The sequence below is a fragment of the Sporosarcina sp. SG10008 genome (assembly GCF_044569405.1).
Classification (GTDB): Bacteria; Bacillota; Bacilli; order Bacillales_A; family Planococcaceae; genus Sporosarcina; species Sporosarcina psychrophila.
Window position 1 is genome coordinate 4,299,676 of record NZ_CP172607.1, and the last position, 19,283, is coordinate 4,318,958.

The following is a 19,283-nucleotide window of genomic DNA, read 5'->3' on the forward strand; positions in this document are numbered from 1 at the left end:
TATCATCTCTATCCTATCGCCAATAACCCCTCGATATATGGTACTCCAGAAAAATAACACTAAGCAAAGCCTTCCCAAAGAGTTCGAAAAGCACAAGGTACGTTTTTTCTTTGTTATTTTAGCCCCGCGATTCCGTATCATTGAACGAGTTTTGATGGAGAATTGCGAGTAATTGTTCGGCCATATAATCCGGTGAATATAAGAATTCGCTGTCTATCCAAACAGTAATCATCCCCCAAATTGCGTATGCCTGGTAATTGGCTAACATCTTGATGTTGATATTTGTGTGTAGGGTTCTATTGGTTATGTCTTGAAGGACAAGTTGTGATAATTCGTTGCATATACGGGCTTGTAGACCTGTTAATATATTTGACTTTCCTAGTAATGTATAAAAATTGGCGTTAGTAGCCACGTGTTCGAATATTTTAATGGCTGAAGCAGTAAGCTTGCTGACTTCGAAAACAGTCAGACTTTCATAAGGTGCACGGTATGATGTGATTAAATCCTTCATGACTTCATCGATTATTTCTTCCAACAGTTCTTCTTTGTCTGGGTAGTGTTTGTAAAATGTTCCCCGATTAAGATCGGCAAGTTGGACAATATCTGTAATTGAAATATGTTTGAAGTCTTTTGATTGCATTAAGGTTAAAAGCGCGTTTTTTAGTGCTACTTTTGATTTTCGAATTCTTCTATCCACGCTTGGTGGTGTAGTAGACATTAGTAAACCCCCTCATTTTTTTAATAAACGAACAAAATTCGGATAGATTGTCTAGTAGTCAACAAGTCGATGTTGATTTGCTGATTGAATGAAGTAGCTTGAATTGATTATACTATAATTGAAAGATATTAAACATCTGTTCATTATCGTAATTGTGTAAGCACATTCAGTTAAAAATAGGAGGGAATAAAATGAAACTTCAAGACAAAGTAGCAGTTGTAACAGGAGCTGGTTCAGGCATGGGGAAAGCAATAGCTATGCTCTATGCGCAAGAAGGGGCAAAAGTGGTTGTGTCCGATATTAACGGTGATTCTGCTAATACGGTGGTAGAAGAAATTAAATCAAATGGTGGGGAAGCCATTGGTGTCGTTGCGAATGTTGCTAAAGAAGAGGACATTCAAAATCTAATAGACACAGCTGTCAGCACGTATGGCACGGTTGATGTGTTGGTGAATAATGCGGGTATCATGGACAATTTTGAAGCCGCGGGTGATATTGAAGATGACAAATGGGATCGGATTTTTGCGATAAATACGACGAGTGTTATGCGTTCAACTCGTAAAGTATTGCCAATCTTTTTGGCGAAAGAGCAAGGTGTGATTATTAATATAGCTTCAGCAGGAGGATTATACGGTGCTCGTGCGGGTGCAGCATACACGGCTTCTAAGCATGCTGTTGTTGGCTTTACAAAAAATACGGGCTTTATGTACGCTAAGCAAGGCATTCGTTGTAATGCCATTGCACCGGGGGGAGTAGAAACGAACATCGGAGCTTCGATGACATCCATCAATGCGTTTGGGATGGGACGTATTCAACCGGGACTTGCCATTAATCCACGTACGGGCAAATCTGAAGAGATTGCGAAGGTGGCATTGTTCCTAGCTTCAGACGATTCGAGCTTCGTCAATGGTACGGTCATAACGGCAGATGCAGGATGGACCGCTTATTAAATAAAATATAGGTACCTGGATCTGAAACGACTCTAAACCGTTTCGGATCCAGGTATTTTTATTAGTAGCGGTTTATGGAGACTAAATTTCAGGTGCAGGGAGTCGTACCATAAGTAAGTGATATTTTTGCTTTAAATTTTTCAAATTAGATATGAATACAAAAATAAAGCCGATTTTCTGAGCAAACAGAAAATCGGCTTTTACAAATCGTTTACGGATTTTTTCATGTACTTCAAGTTATATAATTTTCTAAGATTTTATATTGAATCAGGAAACACAGAATCGTCTATTCGGCATAATTATATTTACTTAGGAAAAAAACTAAGAAAGTCTTAAGAATTGGTGTGCATGTTTGTTAAGATTTAAATAGTATCATATCCTTATACAGATCCTATAGGGGTGATCACATGAGCCTAAAGAGATGGAGGAATGAATGTAGTTGAACATTTTGATTTGTGATGATGATAAAGAAATTGTAAGAGCGATTAGCGTTTATTTGGAAAATGAGGGTTATCAAGTATTCAAAGCTTACAATGGGATAGAGGCAATCGATCTTATTCGAGATCACGTTATTCACCTAATTATTATGGATATTATGATGCCAAAAATGGATGGGATTACGGCGACGATGAAGATTCGACAAGATAATATGATTCCGGTAATTATGCTTTCTGCCAAGTCTGAGGATTATGATAAAATACTTGGATTAAATATCGGAGCAGATGATTATATGGCCAAGCCGTTTAATCCATTAGAACTTGTGGCTAGAGTGAAATCGCAGCTAAGAAGGTATACGACATTCGGGAGTCTTGAGGCGAGTAGTTATGTACTTCAAACGGGCGGGCTCATGATTGATGATGAACAGAAAATCATTACCGTTGATAAACAAGAGGTCTATTTGACACCAGTGCAGTATAAAATTTTAAAGCTTCTCACAGCAAATGCTGGGAGAGTATTCACGATTGAAGAGATTTATGAAAAGGTATGGAATGAAAGGGCCATTAATCCAGAAAATACGGTTTCGGTTCATATTCGAAAGATTCGAGAAAAAATTGAAATTAATCCGAAAGAGCCGAAGTATTTAAAAGTTGTATGGGGAGTTGGGTATAAAGTTGAGAAATATTAGTCATGCACTCATTACGAAAGTGGTTGTGTTTCTGATTGCCATCGTTTGTTTAACTGGTGCAGCGAAGGCAATTATCAACATGGAATTTAATGAGGTTCATCTTAGTAGTATAAATCAAGATAATTATTTTGAGAGCCGAGTATTTGCTGATGAAAGTTACGATCTTATTACCTCTTTAACGCAATTAATCGGAAAGTATAAAAGTGAAGAATATATTTTAGGTGGTAAGGCACTGACTAAAGAAGATAGACGAGGAATTGAAAACGAGTTATTCAATGAATTTCATTACAACGGATATGATTACGACTTAAGTGAAGCGGACAATAAGCGCATCTTTAAAGAAGAATATGCAGATGACATCAATCGTAAAAAAGATGAACGCATGAAAGAACAGGTAAGAGAATTTTATCGGTTACTCAGCACACTAGAAGCATATGAAGGAAGCGTGTATTATGCGAGTGATGGTGAACATGTATTCTCCAATAGTGAACTAAATAAGAAAGAGCAATTTGAATCATTTGGTGCATATATGCTATTTGAGGATTATCAACAAAAGCTTTATCCAAATGAAGTGAAAGAAAGTCAATACCTCGATTACTTTACACACAATGTTGAAAAGTTGAATCCACAAAAAGACGTCATTTTTGTGGCGTTTAAAGAATCTTTCTTACAACAAAAAATGCAGGGATGGGAAAAAGACAAAGCGATTGCCAAAAGTTTTCTTAATGAATTAATTGTATTTCTAGCAGGATTTATTTTATCTTTTGTTTATCTAATCATGGTTATTGGAAGAACGTCATTTAAAGATAAAGAAATTCATTTTCATGTCATTGACAAACTATATAATGATCTCAATATTGTGATAGTCGTTTCTTTAACAGCGATGTGGATAGCGATGATTGTTGAAGTGTTGCACGATATGCACACGCTTCTCACGGCACCTATTTTTATCATTGCCTTACTGATGATTTTATCGCTCGTAAAGCATATCAAAAATAGATCATTACTTCAGCATACACTCATCTATCAAATTCTCAAAAAGGTTTTTCTTTCGGTGAAAAATGTATTTGATAGTGGCAGTATAGGTGTAAAAACTGTGCTGCTTGTCATCGGTTATCCAATAGTAGTTGCAGCAACGTTTTTCATGTTTCCCGTTACCATTGGTCTAGCTGCCTGGTTTGCGATGAAAAAGGTGAAGTCATTTAACCGCATTAAAGAGGGCGTAGAGCAAATTAAGAATGGGGATATTCATCATCGAATTGAAGTAGACGGAAAAGGGGAGTTTAGCCGACTCGCAGCGAATATTAATAGTATTAACGATGGGTTAAAAAAGTCAGTGGATAGTGAGATCAAGAGCGAGCGTTTAAAAACAGAGCTCATTACAAATGTTTCGCATGATATCAGAACGCCATTAACGTCAATCATTACGTATGTCGATTTATTAAAAATAGAAAACGACCCTGAAATAATTGCAGAATATGTAGACGTGTTGGATCAAAAATCGAAAAGACTTAAGATCTTAACGGATGATTTATTTGAAGCGGCTAAAGCGTCAAGCGGAAGTATGCCTGTTCAGTTAGAACGGATTGACATCGTATCATTACTAACGCAAGGAATAGGAGAAATGGATGAAAAAATTGAAGCGTCGTCATTAGATTTTAAGTTAGCTCACCCAACAGAAAAGGTGTATGTGAAGGCTGATGGTAAACTCCTATGGCGCTCCGTCGAAAACTTATTCTCGAATATTTTTAAATACGCACAGCCTGCATCAAGGGTCTATATTGATGTTGAAGATTTAGGGAATGAAATACTCGTGACATTTAAAAATATTTCAGCATATGAATTAAATATTTCAGTCGATGAACTAATGGAACGCTTTAAACGAGGGGATGAATCTAGATCAAGTCAAGGTAGCGGATTAGGGTTGTCGATTGCTGAAAGCCTGATTCACATCCAGCTCGGACGGTTCTTAGTTCAAGTAGATGGCGATTTATTTAAGTCGATGATTTATCTACCGAAATTTCCAAATGAATAACGTAGCAAGGGAATAGGATATGTGAGTGTCCTATTCTTTTTCTGTGTATAGATGTAGCTAATAAAAGTGATAGAGATGTTGTTAAAGAATTTCAACGTTCTTCAAGTTTAAAAAACATGCTTATGCTAGAGAATTAGAGGATTGCGGATATTTAGAAAGAATACTGAAGGTAAGTATTGATGTGCAAATCGAAAATAATAATCAAATTGTAAAAGTATCTTATTCATGTGAAATGGACAAGGTACTTTTTTTCATGAAAAACCGCACTTAGCCACATCATGGAGAGCCGTATCATAAGTAAGATAATTAAAAAATTACCCATTTCATTTGGCCGTCACTTGATTGAAGACATTCACACTGTCTATTTGACAGGGGCAGCTCAAATGGAATCAACTTTTGAAATTTTTATATAACTATTTTTTCTTCGATTTCATGGATGTATGAATTTAAAATACCAATTTGCTCTTCTAATTTTTTCTTATGCTGAAATAAAATTGCTTTAGTATTCATATCTTCATATTCTAAATTTATGTTTGAAATGCTTACTCTTATATCTTCAATCGACATTCCTAGATGTCGGAAACATCTTATTAAATTAAGAATTTCAATGTCTTTATCATCAAATGTACGATGTTCTTGTTTATTTCTTTTTATTGGAGGAATTAAATTTATTTTTTCATAATATCTGATCGTGCTTGAAGGAATTTGAGCTAATAGGCTAGCTTTTTGAATAGAATACACAGCACGTCCTCCTTGACTTAAAGTATGGTTTAACCTTTAAGGTTCATAGTATCAAACAAAAAGGAGCATGTATAATGAAAAACATTTTAGTAGTTGTAACTAATATTTCTAAATATCCAAATCTGGAACGTGCAACAGGATTATGGTTAGGAGAAGCTGTTCACTTTGTAGATGAGATGGAAAAAGAGGGATATAAAATAGTTTACGTTAGCCCTAAAGGTGGATATACATCGATTGATCCACACAGCTTACAACCAGATCAAATGACTGAATTAGATTGGCAATATTATTCAAACGATGATTTTTTAAATAAGCTAGGTGCTACTTTATCGGTAGAAGATGTTAATCCTGAAGATTATGATGCCATCTATTACACAGGTGGACACGGTGTAATGTGGGATTTCCCTAATGATGAAAAGTTACAAAACATTGCTAGTAAAATATATGAAAATGGCGGGATTGTCTCTGCTGTTTGTCATGGTACTGTTGGTTTATTAAATATTAAAAATGCGGTAGGTAACTATTTAATTGCCGACAAAAAGGTTGCAGGTTTTGCAAACACTGAAGAAATCGCACTTGGATTAGATAAAATAGTTCCATTTTTAACAGAAGATGAACTTGTTAACAGAGGAGCCAATTACGTGAAAGGCGAAGACTGGGCAGCGTTCGCTGTAGTTGATGACCGTGTTGTCACTGGACAAAATCCAGCATCAGGTGGTGCAGTTGCCAAAGGGGTATTAAAATTATTGAAATCAGCACGATAATATAACACTCGAGCTTCTGAAAAAAGCACTTCCTTGATCATTTATTGATCAAGGAAGTGCTTTTTTTTGCTTTCGAAACGGCGCTAAAATACTTCGGTTTAATGAAAGCTAGGGTCCTCGACTGTAATAGTAGATGCTTTAATTGGATTATATTCTAAGTAGTTGGTGTGATGTGTTTTCCAGTAACTGATTAATAGAAAACAATAAAAATCCGAGGTTTCTTTACGGTTGCTTTCATTTAATTTTCATATATAAAAATACACTCCGAGTGTATTGTGGAAATGAGCAACTTCTTCCCAATATACACTTTTTTATAATCAAAAAAGACGCATCTATGGCGCAATTTTGCGCATGAAACGTCTTTTGGATTCTTACCTGTTTAGTTTTTTTGATACACTGATCACTGTGGTGAAACTCTACTTAAATCTGCTCGTCAAAAGACGGGATTTGCAGAGATATCGTTCCTTCATGCTCTCTTTTTTATCCAGGAATGGCTTCACAACAAACCGTAAAGGTTTCTTTACGATCGGTTCCTGTTTAATATTGTATATAAAAATACACTCCAAGTGCATTGTAAAAATGCGCAAGTGTGCCTTTGGATTCGCCTTAAAAAAACTTTTCAGTATGCCTGTTCTGCTCGTATGAATACGGGAATAGGCAATGCAAAATACTTCATGCCCTTTTTAATCTGCTCACGTCTCTACGTGGGATTTATAAGGACTCTCAAAAAATTAAATAACTACCTCTATTATACATAATTTTAGAAATAAAAGAAGCAGTAATATTTATTCCTACTTAAACGTTCCCTATTTATGAAATGAACGTTTAAAAATTAGTTGAGAACATCCTTCTTGATTTTTGTATGATACTCCGTCTTGCGAATTTTGATAACTCGCCATGAATCGAATGAAAAAAGCCCCTGGTCCGATTTTTAATCACAGCAAAAAAAGAACTGTGTCTCAATCGGTCCAAAGACCTCTATTAGTCATCACCGATCCCGCATGGGTTCGGTATTAAAAGTTAAAGTAAGTTGATATGCAATAAGTTTATCATTTCATTTCGAAGTTTTCAATTGCTATATTGAATTGTTTTGAAATATAACAGCGACCCTGTTTTTGTTACCTTTTAACTCTCATATAGATGCGGTTGACATAACACCCGTTCACGGAAGTAGTTAACTCCATTACTATTGAGTAATGGAGTTTGTAAGAATGTAAATACAGATAACTTGTGAGACAATTAGCACTTCCGTTCAGATATATGGATAGGTCGCTTTTTAACAAATCATCTTGACTTTGATTTCAGCTTAAAGGTTCATCGTGAACAGTATCAAAAATACCCTTATAACCCATTTTTATATAATCAATATTCTTAGGGTCTTTAGAAAGGATATTGATTACGTCTCCGCTCGCTCCGAAATGGATTAGATACTTACTCGTAACAATAATAAATAAAGCATTGAAAGCACAAGTGTTTTTATTGAGAAGTACATCTATTGTATATAAGATTGCCTCACTTACTGGTACATCTTTTATTGATGCAATCTTACCAAACCCATCGTCAAGATCAAACTCTTCACTTGTTAGTTTATATTCTTTCCAATTAACTAAACATATACGCTTTGATAAGTTTTTAGCAATATATTTCTTTCTCCTATTGTATTCTAGGGAAATGAATAGATCGATAGTTGGCTCACCCAACGTGAGGTCGTTAATAAACTTTTGAATACCTTTTACTCGAACTTCACTAAAAAAATCCGTGGAGAATCTAACACGATTCTCCACGGGTGCATCAAAATACATAGAAGAACTCCACGGTTCAGTTAGGAGAACCCCGGACTTAGTATTAATGGATTTAGTCGGCGACCCTGTCGAGTTTCGTATCATACGTACCACTCCTTCTATCTTTTGAACAGAGATTTTGCGGCGAAGTGCCACCTTTCCAAGCAGCCTTACCGCTATGATTATCTATATCACGAGATATATAACCAGGCCCTTTTGTGGATTTTTTCACCTTATCAAAAATCGCGGCTTTACCACATTTCTCACTAATTTTTTTATAACCAAGTTTTTTTGCAGCTGCTTCTGCTTCCTTATCTGTCTTGTATACAGGATCATTTTTAGAAAAAAGTAAATTTATGTATTCTTTGCAACTGAAGTAGTGGCTTCCCACATCACATCTCCAATAATAACAGCACCTGTTACAAGTACCATAACTGTTCTTCTCGGAAGTAGTTAACTTCATTACTCAATAAGATAAAGCTGCCCTGTAAAGGCAGCCGATACTTAAACTAAAGCAACCCTTTTGTTACTTCTCTTTTGGCACGGATTAGTGTGCTTTTAGAAATCCCTGTAATTTCTTCTACTTGCGTATAGGAATTTGTTTCTAATAGCTGTAAAGCGTGTGCTACTTGCTTTTTAGTGAATTTCTTCGGTCTACCTTCACGAAAATCAGGATTCTGCTTCGCAATTGCTTTACCCTCTGCTAATCGTTCAACTATCATATCCCTGTCAAATTCCGCAATGGCTGATAACATTCTTAAAATTAATCTGCCCATTGATGTATCTTCTACAAGTCCCATATTTAATATGTGAACCTTGATTCCTTTTGAAAGCAATTCTTTGATTAGATTTACCCCATCTTCTGCCGATCTTGCGAAACGGTCTAGCTTCGTAACTACCAATGTATCCCCTTTTTTCAGCAATGAAAGTAACTCTACAAATTGGGGGCGATCCGCTTTAGTTCCAGTGAATTTCTCGGAATAAATTTTGTCACAACCTTCACTTTTCAATGTCTGTAGCTGTAACTGTAAATCTTGTGATGCTGTACTTACGCGACCATAACCATATTTCATATGTATTTGCCCCCCTTTTTTGCGGTCTATTTATGACACTTAGTTACGACACCGATTGATGCCTTGATATTACTGCATCCTGATTTTGGTGTCAATACTTAGAAGTTATGACTCCGTTATGGTGTAAAAATAGCCGATAAAAGGGTCGGCCTTCTTGTTCAACTAAAGCACCCGTTAGTTTAAGTACAAACCTTCACAATATCTATAAAGTAGTAATACACCTGTTGAGTTTGTTACTCTTTTTCCTTATTTAACAGTATATATAGCAATACGCATATTACTGCAATGATTGAAGTGATAATAGAATATCTAATAATTTGAAAGAAAAACTCTGGATAAGGCGTTACAACAAATGAAGTCATCCCCTCAAAATCAGTTGTGCTTACTTCTCTTTTCATAAAGACTACGAATAAGAAGAAAGATAAAACCAATGAATATATCCCTGTTTTCACTAAGATTTTCTCCATTTAAAATCCCCCTAAAATGTAACGTTCTTAGCTCAATAGAGGAAGCTGAACAAAAACATTTGAGTTATTGTTTATTTTCATTTTACCATATTCATCCTAATGTACTTTATTCAACTAACCTGCCCCGTTAGTTCAAGAAGAAAAAAGAGCCGTCTAAGCATCTCAACGATCTTCAAGTAAAGCACCCGTTAGTTGAATAAGGACAACAAATTAATTACGTTAAATTTTACCGTTATTTATTACCATTATTTAAATTATAAATTTCAAAAGGAATTATATTATCCGATTCGTCTTTATGCAATTTCAACGTAATATCTTCATTTGACACATTTTCATCAATAAAAACAGACTGGTCAACATTAACAGTTCGCTGCGTATCAAAAATATTAAAAATGCTAAATGACCAATTTGTTTGTACTGTTAAATTTCCATTGTCATTGAACACTAATAAATCGTCCCCTATAGGTTTAAAGAATATATTTTTAGATTTTACATTCAAATTAATTGTTGAATTCCAATCTCTGTTTGGATCTTCTCCGTTATAACTTAAATCTCGAATCATATTAACGTCACTAATTTTCAAACTATTTGGATTAGCTTGGAATGCTGTTGCACTTACAAATATATTGATTAACAATACATCCAAAATAATTATTAGCCCTATTAAAATTCTTTTTTGTTTGACTCCAAAATTCAATTTTCGCACCATTTTTTCGTCCTCTCTTAGTAAAAAATCTAAAGAAACATCAAAACAGTCACAAATTTCAATTACCATTTCTAAATCAGGATAACTCCTCCCCGTTTCCCAACTTGATATAGTTGATCTTGATACCTGCAATTTTTCAGCTAATTGCTCTTGAGTTAAATTGTTTTCTGTTCTCAGTTTTTTAATTTTTCCAGATAAATTCATAACTCGTCTCCTGTCTAAAATTAGGATATTTCAGATCCATTTAAATAACTAGATAAGCTTTTTCACATCTTAGTTTTCCAACGCCAAGATTTTTGTCATCGTTGATATATCAACGTTTTTTTAACCTTTAATAAAATAAATTATTAAAATTATTTCTTGCATATAATTGCTATATTTTTAATGATTTTCTCCACCAAAAGAAACTAACATTTAATTGTTGTATCAAATTATTTTCAATTAAAAAACCGTCCTTAATTCGATTCTCTTATTAAGCTAACCTGCCCCGTTAGTTGAACAAGGTTTATTCGTAATACCCTTCATTTTAACATGACTTTCTGATTATTTTAAATAGTATTCAAAGATTCAGCACTTACGAAAATAAGGTGTCGAAACTCAAAAGTTACGACACCTAAAGAGAATAAAAAAAAGACGGTCTATTGACAGTCCTGTTTAATAAGTTATCCCTTTATTAGAAAACACTTGTATATCATATTGTGCTAAATCTACTTTAGATAATTTTTTTTGTAAGTATGATTCAACTTTAGGTATATCATTTTTATCGTAAACATCTATCCGAATTACGAATCTCGTTTTATCAACTTCATCAATTACACCTTCTTCACCAACTTGGATACTTTGCACTTCATATCTGTCCATTGCAGACACAACAACGTTCTCTGCACTATATGACTCTTTTTGTGAATACCAAAATAGTGCAGATCCTATAACAAAACACGTTAAAAAGAAAATTACTGGCTTTCTTTTCAAACTCATTTTTCCACCTCCGTTTTTGTTCGATTATCTTTTTCCTTATTATACCATAATTGCGGCGACACCACTAGCACCACCACACCACGGATAGATGGAAAGGCAGACAGCTAGACAGTAAGACGATGACAGCCCACCAAACCAACAGCAGCAGCGAGAGAGAACGCGAGATCCGCGAGGCTGAGATTGTCACAACCCAACACATATGACGGTCAAACAAGAACCCACTACCTACGCGGTTCCAGTACTATCTAAAGTCTATGTCTAATGTAGGGGGGGCCAATGCTACGGATTCGACGATTAACGATTAACCACTACCATTAGATTAGTAATCACTGTCATAGTCGGAATGGATACCCACCGAGGTACCTTGTCTGGGGGGTGGCTGTCTCCTGTACTTTTTGCATACATAGTAAATTTGAGAACCTCGTCGGGGGATTAATACTACATAAACACCACAAACAGCATACCTACAGTCAATATAGGAACGACTTCTCGATGTCCTACCCATCTAACCGCTAAATAGAAGGAAGGGTATACTTTCAATTTCAATATTCAATAGCAGCCATTAAAAAAATAATTTTTTCGGTGGGGAAATCCAAACCTTTTTTGGGAATGCTCACTTCAGTTGTAGAGGTTATCGAAATTATGTTACGAAAACGGTGGAATAATTTCCATTATCATACCGTTATTCTTCGTTTACCCCCTCGTTATACTCACCAATTCATTTTCCAGTTCACTTTTGGATTCATTTTCGATATGCCACCTAATAGTGGAAACATTGAGTCCCAGCTGCAATGCAATAAATAAGATACTTACATTCTTTTCTTACGCCCCCCTATACTCTACATGTTTGGTATATATATCTTTTGACCTTATTTACTTGACTTTATCCTTGACGCTTTTCACACTAGACGATTGCTTGCAAGTTGGGAGAGGAAGACAGATTTTAATCCCGTAGAAAATTTAGGGACTCAATACGCAATAAAAACAGCTGCCATGAAAGGCAGCCAATACTTGAACTAAATCACCCGTTAGTTGAAGAAAAAAAAAGAGACGCATATTAAACAATCGCGCCCGTTAGATAGAGTAAAGACTATTTCTAAAAACTTCTATAAAAATCATTGGGTAACTGGCACTTTTTCAATAGTCAACAAATGCCCTTCTTGCAATAAAAGTTGTTTTGGATCAATAATTTCGTGTAGCAGTAATTTATGTTTCTTCTGTACTCTCAGCTCCACTTTATTTGAGTTTAATAAATTAGCTACTTGCACTGTACACGCTTTATAAGGTGCGGTGTGGTTACGAATATATTGCAATAGCTCCCGCGATTCCCGTTCTTTTTCAATGCCATTATAAATTTCCAACTGAATTGGATAATCAAAACCTGGGATTACACCTGCATGTGTCTCAGTAAAGTCAACTGAACCATTGCCTAACCTCATTATTTTATCTGAGGCTAAATAATAATAATTTGTCATCTTACTACCTCTTTTCGATAAAATGGCCCGATTGTTGAACAAGAAATTGGATTCGCTACATGAGATCAATCTGCAAACCTTCGAATTGATCGCTGAACAATCTTGCATGCGCCATACACAGCAGGTTGACATAACACCAATTCTCGGCAGTTGTTTCCAACAGGCAACCCCTTGTCATGCCTCAGTTTCTCTCCTATAGCCCTTCCCTTTTTTATGCATCAAATTTTTATACATCGTTGAATTAACGGGCTTTCTGGTGGACGCTAGACGTGTCTAAACGAATAATTATACAAAATCCTTTCGCCATTTCCGCTGATCTTCTTCGGTTTTCTAAAAACGCTCACAGATAGTCTAGAATCATCCGTAAAAGAAGAGGTAAAACATACACCTATTTCCATTTATCATTTGTCTATGAGCAACCTGTGCGTTTCCGTGGCTATATTTGATAGTCTGAGAGAGTAGGACTTGTCCTTTTTGAGGATTTATCCTCTTTTTTTCTAGTAAGATCCTTTTGTGTCTAAGTGTAATAATTCGTCTTGATTTTTTATAGAAAAAGAGAAATGCATGTTAATTAGCGAATTCTATATAATGATTTTATTTAAAGACTTAATAGACTTAGTAACCTTTAACAGACTCATGAACCTAGAGCCACAAGGTTTTGCGAGTTTAGGGTGGACCCTGCCGCAAGGGGGAAGTTTCGCTATTTGAGAAAACAGTAATATCCGAAAAAGCACATCAACGTATAAAGCTGATGTGCTTTTTCGGATAGCTTGCATTGATGTAATTGATTGTTACTCTATCTCCATTTGGTCAATGTCCTTTTTTACAACGAACCCCAAATGCCTCCCACATTGTCTATCCTCTCGATAAGAAAAACCATCTGGATCTACATACGTGCAAGTTCGATCAATCGCAATCCGCTCAGCTGGAATTCCCGCCAACTCACATTGCCTTTTCACGACGAGCTGATTATCGATGTGATATTTGTGAGTGTCGTCATTGTAATACATAAAATCATCCGCATAGCCAAGCGCTTTAAATTTTAAATAGACATCTTCATCGACTTCAAACTTTTCCTGGCTTAGCGCTGCACCAATCTGGACGTGAAAATCGCTCGGATTACAGCGTTCAACTTGTGTTAAATGTTCGAATAGTTTCGACGTGATTTCTTTGACTGTGCCTTGCCATCCAGAATGGATCACGCCGATGAGGCCGTTCACTTCATTGTAAAAAATCACGGGTACACAATCAGCAGTAAAGCTGCACAATACAAGATTGGGCTCATAGGTATACAGGGCGTCTGTGTCCGCAATGGCGGTGTCCATTCGCTCGGCACCTTGTCCTTTATCGTTGAGCGTCACGCGATAGAAATTGGCGCTGTGTGTTTGAGTGGCACAAACGAAGTCACTCAGCTCGAGTTGTAAGGAAACGGCTAATCTTTTGCGATTTTCGATTATATTATCGGTTTTTTTGCAGGCATGGAGCGCCATGTTGTTGTGTTCAAGTTCGGCTCCATCTTTCATGGTCATCCCTGCTATAAATTTGTCATTGTTTACGTAAATCTTTGTTTTCATATCATCACCTAGCTTTACTATACCTTACTATCTATTCAAAAAAAATCATGGCTATCGATAATGTTGATGAAGAAATTCACGAATTTTATGTTGCGGCTTACCGCTATAGACTAGGCACTTTAAATTTATAATTAGAATTCAATAGAAACTTTAATAATCTCCTTGTACGACGAATGATTCTAGCGAAGGAGCGACAAGTGTGAGCCGAAGTAATGAGACTGACAGTGATCTTCTGGCGGGCTCATTACGGGAGGCCATCACCAAGCGACGAAGCGGTATTGGAAAATGCTCCCTAGTATTAAGCACAAAAAAACAACTTGCTTCCATTTTGTTAAGTACCGAGTATCTAGTTGCAAGAATGTGAAAATATGGTCACCCATTAAAGGATATAATTGTCCTTCAAATGGATGTCTGTTTACCTTGCGCTATCTGGTTGTCTTTAAAGGTGAATCTCAGTTAAATCACCTATATTGGTGACGAGTTCTCATTAAACTTCAAACTGTTCCAGAACCCCTACATTACCGAAAGCTTGTTTGGTATACTCAAGGTAATAAGCGAGAACCTGGAATCCGAAACGAGGGAGGAGGCAGACCAATGAATATAAAATTAAACCGAGAGTTAATTAAAGACAAGTGCGGTACAGTCTCCTTCAAAAGAGGTGAAGCTTTTTATCGGGCTAATAAAGTGACAGTTAAAAACTACGGTCCTAATGGTTGTGAAGCAACAGTTGCAGGAATGGATGATTTCCATGTCACCATTAAAAAGGATGAAAAAGGTGGTTTACTTACGAAATGTAGCTGTCCTGCACTAGCTTCCTTTCAAATGGATTGTCAGCATATTGCAGCCGTTTTACTATCGATTAATGCACTTCAGCGTCAGGAAATCCCCAATAGTCTAAGTGGATTCCAGTCTGATTCATTAACAAATCAAGAACTAACGGAAGGCTTACTGACACTTTTCAATGCCCAACCTAAACGCTCTAGCGGTCATCAGCTTCACTTTGAAAACAGGCAAGTGCTTGATGTGGAATTTACGTGCAAAGCCGTTACCCTAGGAGAGGGGCGGCATATATTTGGAATAAAGGTGAGGATTGGTCCGACTAATGTGCAGAATATCAGGGACTTTCTGAAGCATGTGAAAGACGGACATACTAGCGTGCTTTCTAATTCATTCACGTTTAACCCTAATCTTCATTGCTTTCAAAAAGAAACAAATGCTTTGATCCAGCAGCTTATCCAAGTAATTCATGATGAAGATGTATATGTTGATGAATTGTTGGGGAAATCAAATTATGTCAGCGATCATCATACACTACTGATTCCTCCATCTTCTTGGGACAGGCTATTTCCCATACTTGAGAGAGTACCATCGATTAAATTGGAATATGGCGGGAATATGTATGCCGGTCTTCGTGTATCGAACGAACCACTTTCTTTACAGTTTGACTTTGCTGAAGCTGAGGGCAAAGGCTATCAACTGAAGATCAAAGGGTTGAATCAAATGGTTGTGCTGAATTCATACAGCTCTGTCTTATCTGAAGGGAAACTAATCCAGCTGAAAAGTGAGGATTGTAAACGTCTCTCGGACCTAAAGGAGTTGCTTGATGGTTCAGGAACGAATCAAATTTCGATTCCTCAAGAGCAGGTTAGTTTTTTTCTAGAAAAAGTGGTGCCTGGTTTGAAGAAACTAGGCAATGTACAACTATCGGACAGTATGTATAAGCACTTTCTTAAGACACCGCTAATTGCTAAAGTGTACTTGGATCGTGTGAAAAACCGATTGCTCGTTGGGTTGGAGTTTCATTATGAAAATATTATGATCAATCCATTGGAACCTACTGGGGATATCCCGGCAAGCTCCACTTTTGTGAGGGATATGGATAAGGAAGAAGAGATCTTGCAGTTAATAGAAAAAAGCTTGTTTTCCAAGACAGACGGCGGTTATTTTTTGCACAATGAAGAATTGGAATATGAATTTTTGTATCATGTCGTTCCGAAGCTTAAAACGTTTGCGCAAATATATGCAACTACGGCTGTGAAAAATCGGATATTTAGAGGCAAAGCTCACCCGAAGATTACTGTGAAGATGAAAAAAGAGAGGACCAATTGGCTAGAATTCAAATTTGAGCTCGATGGTATTCCCGAAAAGCACATACGTGAAGTTCTATTGGCTCTAGAAGAAAAACGGAAGTACTATCAATTGGGTAATGGATCCATACTCTCATTGGAGACGAGGGAGTTTGAAGAAATGAACCGCTTCTTGAATGCACTTCCTGAACAGCATGAAGAATTGGAAAGCGGTTTGATATTACCATTCGCTCAAGGTCTTCAGCTTCTTGATTCAGTCGATAATCGTGATGTGTTCACGTTAGAGAAATCGTTCCTGCAATTTTTGGAGAACGTCCACAATCCAGACAGTTTGGGGTTTAAAGTCCCGAAAAGTTTGGATCCAATATTACGGGACTACCAAAAAGATGGCTACAAATGGATGAAAACACTTGCTCATTACGGATTCGGCGGGATTCTTGCAGATGACATGGGGCTGGGTAAAACAGTGCAAAGCATCACGTTTATTTTATCCGAGCTTCCTAACATCCGTAAAAAGAAGCTTCCGGTTCTTATTGTCTGCCCATCATCTTTGACGTATAACTGGCTAAGTGAAGTCATGAAGTTTTCTCCAGAGATACAAGCTGTTGTGGTAGATGGTAATAAGACAGAGCGGAGCAATTTACAGAAGGATGTAATGGATATGGACGTTCTTATTACCTCCTATCCGTTGTTGCGCAGTGACATCATGTGGTACGAAAAACAGTTCTTCCATACCGTTTATTTTGATGAGGCACAGGCATTTAAAAATCCTATGACACAAACAGCAAAAGCAGCGCGAAAGATACAGGCAGATAACCGCTTCGCCCTAACTGGTACACCGATAGAGAATTCATTAGAAGAGCTATGGTCCATTTACCGAGTTGTCTTTCCTGAATTATTTCAGGGTCTTAAGGAATTCAGTAATCTTCCGAGGAAGACGATTGCTCGGAGGATTCGTCCATTTTTGCTTCGTAGGTTGAAAAAGGATGTCCTTGCGGAGCTTCCTGAAAAGGTCGAGTGGCTGGAATCGGTGGAGTTGCTACCTGAACAGAAGAAGCTATATGCTGCCTTTTTGGCTAAGCTCAGACACGACACACTGAAACATCTCGACAAGGATACACTCCGAAAAAACCGCATCAAAATTCTCGCTGGTTTGACTCGGTTAAGACAGATTTGCTGTCACCCAGCCTTATTTGTGGATGGCTATAAAGGGAGTTCGGGGAAATTTGAACAGCTAATGCAGATTATAGAGGAATCCAAGCTGTCGGGAAGAAGGGTGTTGATTTTTTCCCAATTCACGAAAATGCTTGGACTTATAGGTAGAGAGTTAGCGAATCAAGAACTGCCTTATTTCTACCTTGATGGACAAACGCCATCAGAGAAACGAGTGGAAATTTGTAATCGATTCAATGCAGGTGAACGTGATTTATTTCTCATTTCCTTGAAAGCAGGCGGTACAGGTCTCAATCTGACGGGAGCAGATACCGTTATTCTATATGACATTTGGTGGAATCCTGCGGTTGAGGAGCAAGCAGCTGATCGTGCGCATCGTATTGGCCAGACAAATGTTGTACAAGTCATCAAGCTTGTTGCCCGCGGTACAATCGAAGAAAAAATAAATGAATTGCAAGATAAGAAAAGGCATCTGATTGAAGAAATCATCGATTCTGAGGAGAAAGCGTCGTCTACTTTAACCGAAGAAGACATTCGGGAAATATTAATGTTATAAAGCAAGTTAAGAACAGTGTGAACTGGAAGATTGCGAGGTGGCAATTACTAGTGTTTACAAGGGAAAAGTCTTCAGTGACCTTTAAGATCTTAAAGAAAAGTAATGGTCGCAAACCCGTTTACTACAAATTAAAAAAGGTATCTGGTTCTGAAACAATTCTAAATCGCATCAGAACTAGGTACCTTTGTTTTTACTTCCATTATCTGAAGAACATGGTCAACGGTTACTGAAAATAGTGTGGGTATAAATTCTTGTGTGTCCAAATCCATTGTTTCATCTCTATGATCATATTTTCATAACTTGGTACTTTGAATGAAAAATCCTGTCGGTTATTTATCAATGTTTTATCAGCATTGACGGAATCGCTAGGCAAGATTGTTAACTCATCCGCTTTAAAATTTGCATTGAATTGATTTAATAAATCAAACTTACTTATACTCTGATTATTTACAAGGTGATATAACCCTGTTAAATCTTCGATTGCAGCCTTTTCCATAGCTTTTGCTAAAGTCAAAGTAGTGACGCCAGTCCAGATGGCTCCTGTAAATCCATTAATAGTTCCTTGTTGTTTCATAAACCAATCAAATAAACCAATTCCATTCTTTTTCAAATCCGGACCAATAATTGAATTTCTAAAGGTTAAATTTTTATTATCATTAACTTCGCCCAAAGCTTTCGTTCGATCATAAAAAGTTTCACCATCACGAATGCTATCTTCGGAATAGGGTCCTGATTTACCTGAGAAAACACAATCTGTACTCATATGAATTAATTTAGTGTTGGTGTTTTTTAATTTATCGGCTATAAGGTGTGGTAAGTAACTATTTAGATAGACAGCTCTTGACGGTACTAACTCACACGCTTCGTTTAAAATACCTATGCAGTTGATCACTACGTCATAGTTTTCTTTTACTAGAATTGAATTCAACAAAAAATCATCCATAATATCCCCATTTATGTTCTTGCAATAAGGAAATGCTGTTCTTGAAAAGGTAGTAACTTCATGCCCTTTCTCACTTAAAAATAATGAGATGGTGTGACCTGCCATTCCAGTTGCCCCAAGAACTAGGAATTTCATG

16 protein-coding genes are annotated in these 19,283 nt (G+C 36.7%); 5 read left to right on the forward strand and 11 right to left on the reverse strand.

What is annotated here, in order from left to right:
- Nucleotides 1–118: 118 nt before the first annotated feature.
- On the reverse strand, nt 119–718 hold the full coding sequence (locus ACGLYD_RS20210) for a TetR-like C-terminal domain-containing protein (protein WP_399630229.1): 600 nt from the start codon (nt 716–718) through the stop codon (nt 119–121).
- A 191-nt stretch (nt 719–909) separates the two neighbouring features.
- Here ACGLYD_RS20210 and ACGLYD_RS20215 point away from each other — a divergent pair, with 191 nt between their 5' ends.
- The 3 genes from ACGLYD_RS20215 to ACGLYD_RS20225 all read left to right on the forward strand — a co-directional run bounded on the left by ACGLYD_RS20215 (nt 910) and on the right by ACGLYD_RS20225 (nt 4,829).
- Nucleotides 910–1,668, forward strand: a complete 759-nt coding sequence (locus tag ACGLYD_RS20215; RefSeq protein ID WP_067204498.1) for an SDR family oxidoreductase — start codon at nt 910–912, stop codon at nt 1,666–1,668.
- 439 nt (nt 1,669–2,107) lie between these two features.
- Nucleotides 2,108–2,794, forward strand: coding sequence for a response regulator transcription factor (locus tag ACGLYD_RS20220; protein ID WP_067204501.1), 687 nt, complete (start codon nt 2,108–2,110; stop codon nt 2,792–2,794).
- Nucleotides 2,781–4,829: a histidine kinase dimerization/phospho-acceptor domain-containing protein gene (locus ACGLYD_RS20225; protein WP_399630234.1), complete on the forward strand. Its 2,049-nt coding sequence runs from the start codon at nt 2,781–2,783 to the stop codon at nt 4,827–4,829. Before ACGLYD_RS20220 ends, ACGLYD_RS20225 begins: the two co-directional genes overlap by 14 nt.
- A gap of 405 nt (nt 4,830–5,234) precedes the next feature.
- On the opposite strand, the gene ACGLYD_RS20230 is transcribed toward ACGLYD_RS20225, so the two are convergent.
- Nucleotides 5,235–5,570, reverse strand: a complete 336-nt coding sequence (locus ACGLYD_RS20230; RefSeq protein WP_342539423.1) for a MerR family transcriptional regulator — start codon at nt 5,568–5,570, stop codon at nt 5,235–5,237.
- 74 nt (nt 5,571–5,644) lie between these two features.
- Between ACGLYD_RS20230 and ACGLYD_RS20235 the strand changes: the two genes are divergently transcribed.
- On the forward strand, nt 5,645–6,334 hold the full coding sequence (locus ACGLYD_RS20235; protein ID WP_399630237.1) for a type 1 glutamine amidotransferase domain-containing protein: 690 nt from the start codon (nt 5,645–5,647) through the stop codon (nt 6,332–6,334).
- A 1,301-nt stretch (nt 6,335–7,635) separates the two neighbouring features.
- Here the strand turns inward: ACGLYD_RS20235 and ACGLYD_RS20240 are convergent.
- From ACGLYD_RS20240 to pgeF, 8 genes are all read right to left on the reverse strand, one after another.
- Entirely contained in the window at nt 7,636–8,136 is a 501-nt protein-coding gene (locus tag ACGLYD_RS20240; RefSeq protein WP_399630240.1) for a hypothetical protein, read from the reverse strand.
- Nucleotides 8,137–8,188: 52 nt separating this feature from the next.
- Nucleotides 8,189–8,506 carry a toxin C-terminal domain-containing protein gene (locus tag ACGLYD_RS20245; RefSeq protein WP_399630243.1) on the reverse strand — a complete coding sequence of 106 codons (318 nt, stop codon included), beginning with the start codon at nt 8,504–8,506 and terminating at the stop codon, nt 8,189–8,191.
- A gap of 118 nt (nt 8,507–8,624) precedes the next feature.
- Nucleotides 8,625–9,188 (reverse strand): recombinase family protein, encoded by a 564-nt coding sequence (locus tag ACGLYD_RS20250; RefSeq protein WP_399630246.1) that lies wholly within the window; start codon nt 9,186–9,188, stop codon nt 8,625–8,627.
- Nucleotides 9,189–9,421: 233 nt separating this feature from the next.
- On the reverse strand, nt 9,422–9,655 hold the full coding sequence (locus ACGLYD_RS20255) for a hypothetical protein (RefSeq protein ID WP_067206596.1): 234 nt from the start codon (nt 9,653–9,655) through the stop codon (nt 9,422–9,424).
- Nucleotides 9,656–9,887: 232 nt separating this feature from the next.
- The gene (locus ACGLYD_RS20260) at nt 9,888–10,565 is read right to left on the reverse strand and encodes a helix-turn-helix transcriptional regulator (protein WP_399630250.1); all 678 of its coding nucleotides are present in this window, start codon (nt 10,563–10,565) and stop codon (nt 9,888–9,890) included.
- Nucleotides 10,566–11,015: 450 nt separating this feature from the next.
- A complete protein-coding gene (locus ACGLYD_RS20265; RefSeq protein WP_340741223.1) occupies nt 11,016–11,339 on the reverse strand; it encodes a hypothetical protein in 324 nt (107 codons plus the stop codon).
- Between the two features lie 1,115 nt (nt 11,340–12,454).
- On the reverse strand, nt 12,455–12,814 hold the full coding sequence (locus ACGLYD_RS20270) for a hypothetical protein (RefSeq protein ID WP_340741226.1): 360 nt from the start codon (nt 12,812–12,814) through the stop codon (nt 12,455–12,457).
- Between the two features lie 791 nt (nt 12,815–13,605).
- Nucleotides 13,606–14,388, reverse strand: coding sequence for a peptidoglycan editing factor PgeF (gene pgeF / locus ACGLYD_RS20275; RefSeq protein WP_187046412.1), 783 nt, complete (start codon nt 14,386–14,388; stop codon nt 13,606–13,608).
- Nucleotides 14,389–14,982: 594 nt separating this feature from the next.
- On the opposite strand from pgeF, the gene ACGLYD_RS20280 reads away from it, so the two are divergent.
- A complete protein-coding gene (locus ACGLYD_RS20280) occupies nt 14,983–18,204 on the forward strand; it encodes an SNF2 helicase associated domain-containing protein (RefSeq protein WP_399630254.1) in 3,222 nt (1,073 codons plus the stop codon).
- A 223-nt stretch (nt 18,205–18,427) separates the two neighbouring features.
- Here ACGLYD_RS20280 and ACGLYD_RS20285 read toward each other — a convergent pair whose 3' ends face one another.
- Nucleotides 18,428–19,282: an SDR family oxidoreductase gene (locus tag ACGLYD_RS20285; RefSeq protein ID WP_399630256.1), complete on the reverse strand. Its 855-nt coding sequence runs from the start codon at nt 19,280–19,282 to the stop codon at nt 18,428–18,430.
- Nucleotide 19,283 lies beyond the last annotated feature (1 nt).